This is a genomic window from Aquabacter sp. L1I39, from assembly GCF_017742835.1.
Classification (GTDB): domain Bacteria; phylum Pseudomonadota; class Alphaproteobacteria; order Rhizobiales; family Xanthobacteraceae; genus L1I39.
The window spans coordinates 4,727,323-4,741,342 of record NZ_CP072392.1 but is presented as its reverse complement, the minus strand read 5'-3'; the positions used below and the strand labels follow the sequence as shown (position 1 = coordinate 4,741,342).

The following is a 14,020-nucleotide window of genomic DNA, read 5'->3' as shown; positions in this document are numbered from 1 at the left end:
CGATGCGACGGGGACGGGGGAATGGGTTCAAAGCACAGCAGGGCCCGGCGATGCGCCATTGCTGCATCAGCGGCGCTATCGGTGGCGACATGCGCAAGCGCATGGGCACAGTCTCCGACGGCGACAGCGACAGCGACGGCGGGCCGGATGATCTCCTTCTCCATTCCGGCGGGCAGCGTCACGGCCGCCCTTGTGGCATTCGGGCGGCAGGCAGGTGTCCAGGTCAGCTACATTCCTTCGGTTGCGGCGAACCTGACCACGCAAGGTGTGTCCGGTACCATGACGGCCGAAGCGGGCGCAGAGCGGATGCTCGTGGGTACCGGGCTGGTCGCGCACCTGTCCGGCAGAACTCTCGTCGTCGCCCGCCCGGGCGCCTCCGCGGACGGCGGTGCCGGATTTTCCGGCGGCGCAATCGCGCTCGATCCCGTCGAAGTCCAGGCGGACGCGCAATCGCCGATCGGGCCTGGCGTCGGCTTCCTCGCCACGCAGACCCTCACGGGTTCCAAGACCGACACGCCGCTGATCGAGATCCCGCAGTCGATCTCCGTGGTCACGCAGGACCAGATGAAGAGCCAGGCGACACAGACCGTCGGCGAAGCCCTGCGGTATACGCCCGGCGTCCTTGCCGAAGAATATGGCGGCACCGACCTCAGGTTCGACCGCTTCATGATCCGCGGCTTCCAGGGCAGCATGCCGTTCCTCGACGGCCTGCCGACCATCAGCCGCTACACGCTGCTTTCCCCCTACGTCGATCCCTATGCACTTGAGCGCATCGAAGTGCTGCGCGGCCCCTCGTCGGTGCTCTACGGACAAAACATTCCCGGCGGCATCGTGGCCGCGGTGTCGAAGCGCCCCACCGAAACCGCCTTCGGCGAAATCGAGGTGGACGGCCTGTGGCCGGCGGGCGGACAGGTCGCGGCCGACTTCGGCGGCCCGGCCAACAAGGACGGGACGGTGCTTTACCGTTTCACTGGTCTTTATCGCAACAGCGAGACGCAGGTCGACCAGGTCAACACCGAACGCTACTTCTTCGCCCCGTCCGTGACGTTCGCCCCGGACGACAACACCACCCTCACCATTCTCGCCAATGTCGGCCATTCCAACGACGGCGTGCTCGCTCAGAACCTGCCGGCCCTCGGAACGCTCTATCCCGCTTCGTTCGGCAAGATTTCGACGAGCCTTTTCACCGGCGAGCCCGATCTGAACAAGATCGAGCGCAGCAGCTATTCCATCGGCTACAATTTCGAGCACCGCTTCAACGACATATGGACCGTGCGCCAGAACCTGCGTTACTCCGATGCGAGCGTACAGGTGCAGCAGATCGGCACTGCCGGCTATGTGGCCGGCAATCCGCTGGAGCTCAACCGCTGGACCCTGGCCGCCAACGCTGACCAGCAGAATTTCGCCGTGGACAACCAGGCGCAGGCCGAGTTCCAGACCTTTGGCCTTGCTCACAAATTGCTGGTGGGTCTCGACTACTTCCACTCCCACGACACCTGGGTCGAGCAGGACGGCTCTGCCTCGCCGCTCAATGTGTTGTTCCCGGTCTATGGTCAGCCCTACACCTTGCCGGCGGTGGATTTCGCCACCAGCGACACGCTGAACCAGACCGGCCTCTATGCCCAGGACCAGATCAAGTGGAACCGCTGGACCCTGACGGTGGGCGGACGGCAGGACTGGGCGCAGACCGACACCACCGACATGCTGGCCGCCACCACGCTTCGCCAGGACGATTCCGCCTTCACCTGGCGCGCCGGCCTTGTCTACGAGTTCGACAATGGCATCGCGCCTTATGTCAGCTATTCGACCTCGTTCCAGCCGGTCATCGGCGTCGATTCAAACGGCGCTCCGTTGGTGCCGACCACCGGGACCCAGTACGAGGTTGGCGTCAAGTATCAGCCGCCAGGATCGCAGATCTTCCTGACGCTGGCTGCCTTCAACCTTGAACAGAACAACTTGACGACTTTGTCTCCGACCCCGAGCAATCCCTACAATGTCGCGCAGATCGGCGCGGTGCGCATCCGGGGCATCGAGGCCTCGGCGGTGGGCAATCTTGGCGCGGGGCTGAAACTGGTCGCCGCCTATACCTATAACGATGCGGAGATCACCGCCGACGGCCTTGGCAATGTCGGCAACGTGCCGAAGGACGTGCCCGCCAACATGGCGAGCCTCTGGCTCGACAAGACCCTCCAGGACGGGGATTTCCGGGGCCTCGGGGTCGGTGCTGGCTTCCGCTATGTGGGCGAACGTTTCGGCGACAATGCCAATACGCTCGCCTTGCCCGCGAACCTGCTGTGGGACGCCGCGATCCATTACGACAGGGACAATTGGCGGTTCGCGCTGAACGCCAAGAACCTGCTCGACACCACCTATGTCGCCACCTGTGACAGCGTCTATTTCTGCTATTACGGCCTCAGGCGGACGGTCGTTGGCTCCATCACCTACAGGTGGTGAGTCCACCCCATGCGCGCGAGACGGTCCGATCCGGCACCGGTTCCCCCGCCTCGCGCGGGAATGATGGACCGCCGCCAAGCGCTGATGGCGATGGGCGGCGGCCTGCTGATGCCATGCGCAGCCCGCGCCGAAGCCTGGATCGACCGGCCGGTGGTGGCGCTCAACTGGGGTGTCGCCGAGACGCTTTACGCCATGGGCGTACGGCCGGTCGGAGCGGCCGAGATCCCGGGCTACAATGCCTTGATCACGCAGCCGGCGACGCCGAGGGGTGTCGCCGACGTTGGGCTCCAGGGCGCACCGAGCATGGAGGCGCTGGTGGCGCTGGCGCCAGACCTGATCCTGATCCAGGCCTGGCAACAGCACCTGCGCCGGAGCCTTGAACGGGCCGCTCGGGTCGACAGTGTCACCATTTTTACCGGCAAGGACGACGCCTATGCCAATGCCGGGGCCGCCACGCGGCACATTGGCGGCCTCCTCTCGTGTGCCGATCGGGCCGAAGGCCTCATCACCGCCTGCGATCGAAAGATTGAAGACGCCCGGACGCGGCTCGCCAGCTATGACGGAAGGCCGCTTTATCTTGCCCAAATCCTCGACGGCAACATCATCAGCCTGTTCTCGACGGGCAGTCTGTTTCAGGCCGTGCTTTTGCGTCTCGGGCTCCAAAATGCGTGGCGGGGCGCTCCCGATTTGCTGTGGGGTGGCACGCGGGTCGGCATCGAACGGCTCGCCGATGATCCTGAGGCGCGCCTGGTGCTGATCGATCCTGCCGGTGCGCCCGCCGCCCGCGACCTGCTTGCCGGCGACCTCTTTGGACTGCTGCCGGCGGTCCGAGCGGGGCGTGTGGTACGGATCAGGGGCGTGTGGGGCTTCGGCGCCCTGCCCAGCGCCACCCGCTTCGCAGAGGCGCTCGCAGCGGGGCTGGAAAGGGGCGCGAATGGTTGACGTCCCCGTCATACGGAAGACCTCGCCTGCGTGGGCCGGCGCCGGTGTAGCAGCCGGCGCCGTGCTCCTGCTCGTCGCCATGGTGCTGGCGGTTTCGGCCGCGCGGCTCGGACAGAATTTCTCCCCGAGCACATTCGGCCACGTCATCGCTGCGGCAGATCGGGGAGACATGACGGCCGCCCTTTTTCTCTATGTGGATCTGCCGCGCATCACCGTTGCGCTGCTGGCCGGGGCGATGCTCGCATTGTCGGGGGTCCTGTTCCAGGAGGTCCTGCTCAACCCCCTGGCGGAACCAACCACCCTGGGTGTTTCGGCCGGGGCCCAACTCGCCATGGCCCTGGCGACGCTGTATGCGCCTGGGCTGCTTTCCATTGGCCGGGAATGGGTGTGCCTCGCGGGCAGCACGGCTTGCCTGTGTGCGGTCCTGCTGCTCGGCCTGGGCCGGGGCTTCTCGTCCGTCACGGTCATATTGGCGGGCCTGATCGTATCCCTGTTCGCGGGGGCGGCCGAGGCGATCCTCGATATTCTCAACCATGACTACCTCGTGTCCGTGGCGATCTGGAGCACGGGCGTGATGGCGCAAAATGGCTGGGGCCCGGCGCTCTTCCTGGCCGAGCGGCTTCCGTTCCTGGCCGTCGCCGCCTGGGCACTGATCCGGCCCATGGCCCTCCTGGCCCTCGACGAAGAGACCGCGCGCGGTCTCGGCATCCCTGTGGCCGCAAGCCGCCTTCTTGTCCTCGCCATCGCCGCTGCCCTTGCTGCGTGCGTCGTGAGCGCAGTGGGGGTGATCGGCTTCATCGGCCTCGCCGCTCCCGCTCTGGCGCGCCATGCGGGCGGGCGCCGCCTCTCGGTCCGGATCTGGCTTGCTCCCGTGCTCGGCGCTGGCCTTCTGCTCGCGGCGGACCAAAGCGTGCTGGCCCTTTCTCCCTGGCTGCCGTCCCTTCCCACAGGCACCCTCACGGCGCTGATCGGCGCTCCCGTCCTGCTGTGGATGATGCGGCGGCGGCCTCCTCCCAGCGGCAACACCCCCAGCCTGGACGCGGACGGCCCACGGGCCGCGCGCCCGACCGCCCGCGTCGCCGGGCTTGCGGTGGCCGTGGTGGCGGCGGCGTTCATTGCCGTGCATTTCGGACGCGGCCCGGCAGGTTGGACCCTTGATACCGGGGCGGCGCTCGACGCCTTGCTGCCCTGGCGATGGCCGCGTCTGATGGCGGCCGGCGGCGCCGGTTTTCTGCTGGCCGTGGCGGGAGTGGCGCTCCAGCGGCTCACAGGCAACCCATTGGCGAGCCCCGAGGTGCTGGGGGTCGCGCCGGCCGCCGGCCTTGGCATGATCGCCGCGACGCTGCTCATTCCTGCCCCCGATGCTGGCGACCGCTTTCTCGCTGCGGCATCGGGCGCGGCGCTTGCACTGGTACTGCTGCTCGCCTTTGCGCGACGGACCGGCGCGGCGCCCGAGCGCATGCTGCTCCTCGGCGTGGCGATCGCTACCGCATTCGGCGCCCTCGCCACCGCACTCGTTGCGAGCGGCGATCCACGTCTCACCGGCCTTCTGTCCTGGATGGCCGGGTCCACCATCGACGCGACGCCACGGGACGCCCTCAGCGTCCTGGCCGTGGCGTCCGCGCTCATAGCTTTAAGCCCGCTATTGGCCCGCTGGCTCCTGATCCTGCCGCTTGGCGAAGCGACATCCAGAAGCCTTGGGCTTCCGCTGATGGGGAGCCGGCTCATTCTGCTCATCTTCGCCGCAATCGCGACGGCAGCGGCTACGCTCGCCATCGGCCCTTTCAGCTTTGCCGGCCTGATGGCGCCTCACATGGCGAGACTGCTCGGATTAAGGTCGCCGTTTCCGCAGATCGCCGGCGCTGCATTGTGCGGCGCCCTGGTGATGCTCACTGCGGACTGGCTTGGCCGCACCCTGGCCTTTCCCTACGAAATTCCCGCCGGCCTCGTCGCCGCCGGCCTCGGCTGCCCCTATCTCCTCGTCGCGCTGGCAAGAAAATCGGGAGTGGCGCGTCCATGAGCACGGACCCGCCGCTCTCGGCTCGTGCCGTTCTCCTGCATGCCGGCCAGCTTCTGGCGCCGCTCTGGCGGCTGCTCGTCCTTGCCACCATGGCCGGCCTCTGCGGCGGCCTCGCCACGCCTTGGCTGCTCTCCACGGTCAATCGCGCCCTGCATGCCCCTTCGGGCGAGGGGGCCGCCTTCATCGCAGCGTTCAGCGCCTTGTGCGTGCTGAGCCTGGGTGGGAGCGCCCTTGCGGGGGCACTCAACAGCATGCTGGGGCAGAAGCTCATCGCGGCGTTGCGCAAGGACATTTCCGCCCGGATCCTGAGGGCGCCCATCGCCAAGCTGGAAGACTATCGCAGCCACCGGCTCATGGCCGTCCTGACCACAGATGTGGATACCGTCTCGGCCTTCACCTTCAACATGTCGGGCTATGCCATCGCGCTGGCGGTGACATTGGGCAGCATCGGCTATCTGGCAGCCCTGTCCCCCGCCGCATGCGTGATGGCGATGATCTTCTTGGGGTTGGGCGCGGCGGCCAAGCGTTTCGCCCAGCGTCGCTGGATCAAGGATTACGAGGCGGTCCGCCACGCCCAGGACGACCTCCACCGGCAATATCGCGCCATTATCGACGGGGCCAAGGAGCTGAAGCTCCACCAGCCACGCCGGGCCCTGGTGTTCGGCGCGCGGCTGGGCGGTGCGGCGGACCTTATCTGCACGCACAAGAGCCGCGCCATGACCCTCTACTGGGTGGCGGACGCCGTCGGCACAGGGGGCGTCTTTGTCCTCATCGGCCTGCTGATCGCGGCCCATGGCGTGCTGGCCATGGACAATATTGCCCTGAGCGGAGCGGTGATCGTCCTGCTCTATGTGCGCGGCCCCATGGAGCTTCTCGGCTCCGCCCTGCCCATGTTCGACCAGGCGCGTATCGCGCTGGGGCGCATCGCCCAGCTCTCCCTGAGCCTCGCCGACAGCGAGCCGGGGCTCACGCTCGCAAGGCCGGCGGCCAAACCGCCAGCGACCTTCACGAGCATCAGCCTTGTGGCGATGACCTACCGTTTCCCGCCCACGCAAGGCGGCACGCCCTTCGCCCTTGGTCCGCTGGACCTGCGCCTTGAGCGCGGCGAGCTGGTCTTCATCGTCGGCGCCAACGGCTCGGGAAAGACGACGCTGGTCAAGCTGCTGCTTGGTCTCTACGCGCCATCCTCCGGCGCTGTGCTGCGGGACGGCGTGGCAGTAACGGCGGAACGCAGGGACGACTACCGACAATTGTTCAGCCCCATCTTCTCGGACTACTTCCTGTTCGATGACGTCGCCTGCGACCTGCAAGAGGGCGCAGCGCGCGCGCTGCTGGAACGGTTCGGCCTCGCCGGCAAGGTCTCGCTCGAGGGCAGCCGCTTTTCGACGACGGATCTTTCGACGGGCCAGAGGAAGCGCCTTGCCCTGGTGGAGGCGCTTCTTGAGCGCCGGCCGATCCTGATCACCGATGAATGGGCGGCCGACCAGGATCCGGATTTCCGCCGCCTGTTTTACGAAGACCTTCTGCCGGAGCTGAAGCGCGAAGGCCGCACGCTGATCGTGGTCAGCCATGACGACCGCTATTTCCACCTGGCCGACCGCATCGTCCGCATGGCCGGAGGCCGCATCGTCGAGGACACGCGGGCCGTCCGGCCGGGGATGGGATTGGAGAACGCGCCATGACGACCGAAACGAGCGACCTGTTCACCCTTCAAGACGTGACCTACGCTGTCGCCGGCCGCGTGCTGCTTGAGCCCCTGACCTTGAATATTCCCGCCCGGCGCGTGGTCGGCCTGATCGGGCACAATGGTTCGGGCAAGTCCACCCTGCTGAAGCTGCTCGCCCGCCAGCAGCCGCCATCGGGCGGCGCCCTGAGGTTGGCGGGGAAGGCGCTCGCCGAATGGGGGCATCGTCCCTTTGCCCGCAAGGTTGCCTATCTGCCGCAGCAGACGCCACCGGCACAGGGACTTCTGGTGCGGGAGCTGGTGGCGCTCGGCCGCTATCCTTGGCACGGGGCGCTCGGCCGGTTCGGGGCCACCGACCAAGAGAAGGTCGCCGAGGCCATTGGGCTCACCGGAATGGAGGCGTTCGCGGACCGGCTTGTCGACACGCTGTCGGGCGGCGAACGCCAGCGCGCCTTCATCGCCATGCTGGTGGCGCAGGACGCCGAATGCCTGCTGCTCGACGAGCCCATCTCGGCCCTCGATATAGCTCACCAGATGGAGGTGCTCTCCCTGGTGCATCGTCTGGCCGCGGAGCGCGGGCTCGCGGTGGTGGTGGTGCTGCACGACGTGAACATGGCGGCGCGCTTCTGTGATGAGATCCTTGCGCTGCGCGCCGGTCAGCTCATCGCGCGCGGCACGCCGGGCCATATCATGACCGCCGATACCCTGGAGATGATCTACGGCATAGCCATGGACGTGATCCCGCGCCGGCCAGGGGCCGCGCCGCTCGCCTTTGCACGCTGACAGGGCGACACGTCAGGCCAACATGTAGCCCCCTTGACCGTGATCGCCGCCTTCGAGCGGCGCGCCTTGATGCAGCAGGCTGTCGCCAAGCCGCGACCCATGGTGAAGTGGGCGCCCCTGCACGGCAGGATTGCATCGCAGGAATGACTTCTGCAAAGGGGCTGTATGACGGGTGTGATGAAAGCTTTCGCCCACTCCCTTCCCGGCGCGCCCCCTGAATCAGTGGGAAACGCTGCCAGACCACAGTCACCGGGTCGGCGAGCAGGCAGCGGCATTTGCCGCGCATCTGGGCTGGGCTGAGGTGTTGCGTCTGGCGGGACGGCTCCATGACATTGGGAAGCTGTCACCGGAGTTCCAGGCCTATATCACCGGCGACCGGACGTCCGGCGGCGACCATTCGTCGGCCGGCGCCCGGATTGCCCTCGATTCTTACGGCCCCAATTTCGGCATGGTGCTCGCCGCCATCATCGCCGCGCACCATGCCCGGCTCACCGGCGGCGTGTTCGATGTGCGGCGCTGCCTGGTCGAAGGCACGGTGTCATGACCATCCTGCAGGCGCTCGACCAGTATTATGATCGCATGGCGGAGCGGGGAGAGGCCGAGCCGCCGGGCTTTTCGCGGGAGAAGATCGGGTTCGCCATCGAACTGGCGGCCGATGGCACACCCCTTGGGGTAATCGACCTGCGCGCCTCGTCGGGCAAGAAGCTGATGCCCCAACTGCTCTCCGTGCCGGCTGCGGTCAAGCGCACCGCTGGCATCCTGCCCAACAGGCTGTGGGACAAGAGCGCCTATGTGCTGGGGCGCACCGCAGGGGACGGCAAACGCAAGGCATTGGAGCACGCCGCCTTCAAGGCGGTGCATCTGGAGGTGCTGGCCGATGCCGAGGATGCGGGGCTCGTTGCCCTGCGCCGCCTCCTGGAAACCTGGGCGCCCGAGGCTGTTCCAGGGGGAGCGTCACGTTCCCGGCAGCGAAGGCCTCGACAATGCGCCCCCCGCCCGCAGCTTCTCCGACTATGCCATCACCCTCGACCGGGAGGGATTGCCGGACGGCATCGAAATCATCGAGCGATAGGTGGTGAGATCGATCCTTCCGCCGACAGTCTGCGCTTCTACCGCCTCGGGGCGGAAGGCAAGCGGCGCGTGGAGCATGTGGGTGCAAAGCCCGTGCAGGACCTGGACGGCCCACTGCTGTTCTCAAGGTTTGCGCGAACCTTAAGCGCCCAGGCTTTGTCCGCAGGGTTCGCGCGACAGATTTGATGTTCAGCGGCAATCCCTTCACCCAGCGCGCCTTCCCCGCGCTCCCTCGCCGGCCGCCAAGTCGCGCGCGGTTCGCGCAACGCCCCTCTTTTTCGCAGCGGTCTCAAACTGCTACGGATGCAGGGGTCGCCCCCTCACGGGGGCGTGGATCGAAACTTCGACAGCCGTCCTCCGGCGCCGCGTACGCTCGCGTCGCCCCCTTACGGGGGCGTGGATCGAAACGGCCCCAAAGACTGCTAGCGACGGTTCCTGCGAGTCGCCCCCTCTCGGGGGCGTGGATCGAAACACGCCTTGGATGACGGGCAAGTATCAGGGGCGCGTCGTCCCCTCACGGGGGCGTGGATCGAAACTTCGACAGCCGTCCTCCGGCGCCGCGTACGCTCGCGTCGCCCCCTTACGGGGGCGTGGATCGAAACGGCCCCAAAGACTGCTAGCGACGGTTCCTGCGAGTCGCCCCCTCTCGGGGGCGTGGATCGAAACACGCCTTGGATGACGGGCAAGTATCAGGGGCGCGTCGTCCCCTCACGGGGGCGTGGATCGAAACCAGGACATCGCGGTTTCTGCGGCCGGCGGCATGGTCGCCCCTTCACTGGGGCGTGGATCGAAACTGCCACTCCAGAAAACAAAGGCCCGAGATCGGCCGTCGCCCCCTCACGGGGGCGTGGATCGAAACCACGCTGGTGCAAGGCTACATCATCCGAGATCGCACACCATGCTACCGAGGAGGGCATCTGGAAATCCGTCGCACCTTATCTGGAGGCCATGACCGCCAGTGCCTGAGGCCAAGCGAAACATCACAGCATCGGTCCGGGCGCGCCTGACCAATCTCGTCCGGGAGCGCGGCTAATCGCTTCAGCTTCTACTGACGCGCTTTGCACTTGAGCGGCTTTTGTACCGGCTGAGCCTCTCGCCGCACCGCGAACGGCAGCTTTCGAAAAGCGCGGCGAGGCCAAGCGCGCGCTTGCGGAGGGCGAAGATCCGTCGGCGAGCCGCCTTGGCGGTCGAGCATGGCTCGCGCTAGCATTGATGCCGTCGGGGGAAGCCCAGTGCGCGAGAAGATCAGCCGGCTCGAACAGGAGGCGATCGAGCATTTCCGTGTCGGTGACCGGGCCAAGACGCTCGCCTTGCTCGGCACGGCGATCGACCTGTGCGATGCTTCGGCATCGGGCCGGCTGCGGGCCGCGGTCCTGCGGGAGAAGTTCGCCCGCGTCGTCCTCGCCGGCAGCGATCGCGAGGGGGCGGAAGAGGCCGCCCGGCGTGGCCTTGCGGAACTGCCGGGACCCGAGCATGGCCTGGAGGAGGCGAGCCTTGTCCGCGCGCGCCTTCTGCTCACCCTCGGCAATGCACTTTTTCATCGCGGGGCCTATCTGGAGGCCGCCGCCAGTTATGACCAAGCCGCCGCCCTCTTCGCGCCACGTGCCGATACCCGCGGCGAGCGGGCGCGGGCGCTGTCCAATGCCGGACTTGCGACGCGCGAGGCCGGACGCGTCGAAGATGCCATCGAGCGGCTCAAGGCAGCGCTGGAGTTGCTGGACGACGGCACCGACGGGGCCCTGAGCCTGACCACCCGGCGCTTTCTCGCCAATGCCTTGCAGGACAAGGGTGACTTGGCGGCGGCAGCGGAAATGCTGGGCGCCATTGAGGCGGACACGCGCGCTGATCCGGTTCTCCATGCCCAGACGCTGGAAGCATTGGCGAGTGTCTGCGAGCGCCGAGGCGATCCGGCGGCAGCCAGCTCAGCCTATGAGAGGGCGCTGGCAAGCTGTGCGCAGGCGCCCGAAGCGGAGCGGGCGGGGCTTGCCCTCGTGCTTGTCAATGCCGGCCAACACGCGGCCGATCTCGGCGACCTTCCCCGTGCGCGGCGGCTTCTGGCGCAGGCGCGCCGCTGGGGCGGCAAACCCCTCAGCCTCGCATTGGCGGTGGCGCTGGATGCGGCACGGGCCGACCTTGCCGTGGCGGAGGGGCTGCCGGCCCGTGCGGTCCGCATCCTTAAGCGATGCGCCCGAAAGGTCGCGGCCGAAGCCGGGACCGATTGCCCCGATGTGCTGGCCCTTGTCGTAGCGGCGGAGGAACTGGATCGGGAGGCGGGCCGGCGCCCCGGTGCTGCCGCGCGCCTGCGCCAGGCCATGGAGCGCGCCGCCTGCGCGCAGGATCACCCTTACCGTGTCGCGGCGCAGCTCTTGCGCGCTGAGCTCCTGATCGCGGACGGCGCCTTGGAGGAAGCCGAAGGCGAGGTGCGGGCCGCCTTCGCGGTGGATGCCGCCCGCGGCCGCGCCGCCGCCCTCTCTGGCCTGTTCCATGCCGCTGCCGTGCTCGCGTCAGCCCGCCGGCGCGACCGGGCATCTGCGCTGTTCGGCAAGATGGCGGTGGCGGCGACGATGCCCGCGCCCGTCGCGGCACTCGCCGTGCGGCAGCGGTCGGCCTATCTCGCCCGGCGCGAACGCCCATTCCGCCAACTCGTCGCGACCCTCGCCACCCACGCTCGGCTGCCCGAGGCCGAGCATGTGCATGCGCTGGTGCAGCGCGACCGGCTCGCGGACTTCGTGGCGCGCGACGCGGCGCTCGTCTGGGACGCGCCACCCGTGCCGCTTCGCGTCGACGAGGAGGCCATGGCCACATTCTATCAGGTGGAGGTGGATGCGCTGCGCGAGATGGAGGAGGGTAGGGCGCTCGCCAATGCCAGCCAGGGGCCGGCACCGACGCCATGTGCCGATCCCGAACCTCATCGCCGACGCCTGGCGCAGTGGTTCGATCGGGTGCTCGCGGAAGACTGGGTGACGCCCGCTTCAGCGCCGCACCGCAGCGATGCTGTCTCGCCCACGCCGCCCGGCATCGCCCGCCTGCGGTTCCTCGACCTTGGCGATGGCCGCATGAGCGTGTCGTTGCGCACCGCCGACCGGACGCTGGAGGCCGGGATCGGCTTGCCCAGCGACCATCTGGCCGACCTCGTCCATCGCTTCCGCGCCGCCATCTTCGATCATCCCGGCGATGTGGCGGCTCTGGGGCGGCAGCTTTATGCCGCCCTCATCGCCCCGGTCGCCGCTGGCCTCGGCGAAGTCCACACCCTCCAACTCGCGCTTGATCCCCCCTTGCTGCACTTGCCGTTCGCGGCGCTGCACGATGGCGAGCGTCATCTCGTGGAACGCTGGGCGTTCTCCATCGACACCGGCGTGCCGCTTCGAGCCGTGGATGCGTCCGACCGCGAAGCCTGGCGCATCGCTGCCTTCGCTGCCACGCGCCCAGCCGATGGCCTCGCCGCGCTTCCCTATGCGGCACATGAGGCGCTGCGGGTGGCGGCGATGCGTGATGGCGCGCTCGCCCTCGACGGTGACTTCACCGAGGCCGCATTGCGCCGCGCGCTCGATGCGGGCACCGAGATCATTCATATCGCCAGCCATTTCGAGCTGGTGCCGGCACGGCCCGAGCGCTCGCGCCTACATCTTGGCCATGGGGGCAGCCTGTCGCTCGCCGCGCTGCGTCGGACCGACCTTGATTTCAGCCGGGTGGAGCTGCTTGTGCTATCGGCCTGCGCCACCGCCACCGCCGACCTTGGCCCCCACGGACTGGAGAGCCTCGCCGGCCTCGCCCAATTGAAAGGCGCGCGGGCGGTCGTCGCTACCTTGTGGCCAGTGGTGGACGCGGCGGCGGCGGAACTGATGGTGGCCTTCTATGCCCACGCCTTTACGGACCTTGACCGTCCGAGCCTGGCCGAAGCGCTGCGCCGCGCCCAGGCAGCCATGGCCATGGGCCGCGCGGCGAACACGGCCAACGCCGGCCCGCTCCGGCGGTTCGGCGTCGGTCCGGGCGTAACGGCCCAGCCGGCGGCGCGCTGGGCCGCCTTCATGCTGCATGGGCCGCCGTGAGCGGAAATCGCACCGCCGAGACAGCCGGCATCGAACTGCAAGAAACGGCAATCGGCACCTGCCGCGGACCACACCAATATTCCCGCACATCCCGCCAACCGGACGACCCGCCCATGGCCAAGTCCCCCCGCTCTGACGACACACCGGAAGAAGCGCCGCAAGACGCACAGCTCGGGACGCGCCCATTCCGTGATCCCGCGCTCGGCGAGAAGATCGAGCATATCGCCGGGGTGGTGGGCTATCTGTTCTCCATCGGCCATTTCAGCAACAAGGCCCTGGCGGCCGCGCTGGAAACCACCGAGGCGCAGATGACGCGCAAGAGGGGTGGGAAGGCTCCAGTAGAAAACCAGGAATTGTCCCACCTTCTGAAGTATTGCGGCCTTGAAGGACTGTCCGTGGACGATCTGAAGGCGGATATCGACCATCTGAAGGCCGCTCTCGAACGCGCGCGGATCGGCCTGCATGGCGCCGGCGACGGGGACCGGCTGCGCCGCAAATGGCTGGCAGATCCCAACCGCCAGAACGGCCGCATCAAGATCCAGCCAGTGACCGCGCGACGTGCCGGGCTCGGTGCGCCGGTCGAGAGCGCCACCGCCATTCCGCATCTGCGCATCGGCGCCCAGGTGCGGCTGGTGTTCACCGTGCCGGCAGACGGTCATGTGCTCCTGCTGAACGACGAATATCTGCGGCGCGAGATGAGCTGCCTCATGCCGTCCTGCTACGCGCCGACCACTCGGGCGGCGGCGGGCCCTCTTGGTGTACCTATCAGCGATCCCAACATCGAGCCAGCCTTGACCGTGCTTGGCCCGCCGGGTTGGTGCCGCCTCTTCGCGATCTGGTCGGAACAGGAGCTGCGGCTTGCCGCGATGCCCGCAAATGCGGGAGAGCAGGCTCCCTTCGCTGCCGGCTCCGCTTTCCTCGACGAGATCGACCGCGCCATCGACCGGCTGCGCAAGGCGGGACGGCCTTACGCCATCCTCACCGGCGATTATCGCGTCGTAGAATAGACGTGCGTCG

8 protein-coding genes and 2 pseudogenes are annotated in these 14,020 nt (G+C 67.9%); all 10 read left to right on the top strand.

Features of this window, described 5'->3' with window-relative positions; genetic code table 11:
- The first annotated feature begins 147 nt into the window (after positions 1-147).
- The 10 genes and pseudogenes from J5J86_RS21480 to J5J86_RS21440 all read left to right on the top strand — a co-directional run bounded on the left by J5J86_RS21480 (position 148) and on the right by J5J86_RS21440 (position 14,010).
- Positions 148-2,454, top strand: coding sequence for a TonB-dependent siderophore receptor (locus J5J86_RS21480; RefSeq protein WP_209101963.1), 2,307 nt, complete (start codon positions 148-150; stop codon positions 2,452-2,454).
- Between the two features lie 90 nt (positions 2,455-2,544).
- Positions 2,545-3,396 carry an iron-siderophore ABC transporter substrate-binding protein gene (locus tag J5J86_RS21475; protein ID WP_209101962.1) on the top strand — a complete coding sequence of 284 codons (852 nt, stop codon included), beginning with the start codon at positions 2,545-2,547 and terminating at the stop codon, positions 3,394-3,396.
- A gap of 61 nt (positions 3,397-3,457) precedes the next feature.
- Positions 3,458-5,416: a Fe(3+)-hydroxamate ABC transporter permease FhuB gene (gene fhuB, locus J5J86_RS21470; RefSeq protein ID WP_209101960.1), complete on the top strand. Its 1,959-nt coding sequence runs from the start codon at positions 3,458-3,460 to the stop codon at positions 5,414-5,416.
- Positions 5,413-7,098, top strand: a complete 1,686-nt coding sequence (locus J5J86_RS21465) for a cyclic peptide export ABC transporter (RefSeq protein ID WP_209101958.1) — start codon at positions 5,413-5,415, stop codon at positions 7,096-7,098. Before fhuB ends, J5J86_RS21465 begins: the two co-directional genes overlap by 4 nt.
- Positions 7,095-7,883 (top strand): ATP-binding cassette domain-containing protein, encoded by a 789-nt coding sequence (locus J5J86_RS21460; RefSeq protein ID WP_209101957.1) that lies wholly within the window; start codon positions 7,095-7,097, stop codon positions 7,881-7,883. The genes J5J86_RS21465 and J5J86_RS21460 overlap by 4 nt, the downstream gene beginning before the upstream one ends.
- 214 nt (positions 7,884-8,097) lie before the next feature.
- Positions 8,098-8,427 (top strand): CRISPR-associated endonuclease Cas3'', encoded by a 330-nt coding sequence (locus J5J86_RS21455; RefSeq protein ID WP_209105491.1) that lies wholly within the window; start codon positions 8,098-8,100, stop codon positions 8,425-8,427.
- Positions 8,424-8,765, top strand: a pseudogene (locus J5J86_RS24550) (type I-C CRISPR-associated protein Cas8c/Csd1); the annotation flags it as partial. The gene J5J86_RS21455 and the pseudogene J5J86_RS24550, both read left to right, overlap by 4 nt.
- Positions 8,766-8,957: 192 nt before the next feature.
- A pseudogene (locus tag J5J86_RS24545) lies at positions 8,958-9,077 on the top strand (CRISPR-associated endonuclease Cas2); the annotation flags it as partial.
- Between the two features lie 1,109 nt (positions 9,078-10,186).
- On the top strand, positions 10,187-13,003 hold the full coding sequence (locus J5J86_RS21445) for a CHAT domain-containing tetratricopeptide repeat protein (RefSeq protein ID WP_209101953.1): 2,817 nt from the start codon (positions 10,187-10,189) through the stop codon (positions 13,001-13,003).
- A gap of 113 nt (positions 13,004-13,116) precedes the next feature.
- Positions 13,117-14,010 carry a hypothetical protein gene (locus J5J86_RS21440; RefSeq protein WP_209101952.1) on the top strand — a complete coding sequence of 298 codons (894 nt, stop codon included), beginning with the start codon at positions 13,117-13,119 and terminating at the stop codon, positions 14,008-14,010.
- The last annotated feature ends 10 nt before the right edge of the window (positions 14,011-14,020 follow it).

Coding starts and splice junctions, on each gene's coding strand:
- J5J86_RS21480 (WP_209101963.1), top strand. CDS start 148: ATGATCTCCTTCTCCATTCCGGCGGGCAGCGTCACGGCCGCCCTTGTG.
- J5J86_RS21475 (WP_209101962.1), top strand. CDS start 2,545: ATGGGCGGCGGCCTGCTGATGCCATGCGCAGCCCGCGCCGAAGCCTGG.
- J5J86_RS21465 (WP_209101958.1), top strand. CDS start 5,413: ATGAGCACGGACCCGCCGCTCTCGGCTCGTGCCGTTCTCCTGCATGCC.
- J5J86_RS21460 (WP_209101957.1), top strand. CDS start 7,095: ATGACGACCGAAACGAGCGACCTGTTCACCCTTCAAGACGTGACCTAC.
- J5J86_RS21440 (WP_209101952.1), top strand. CDS start 13,117: ATGGCCAAGTCCCCCCGCTCTGACGACACACCGGAAGAAGCGCCGCAA.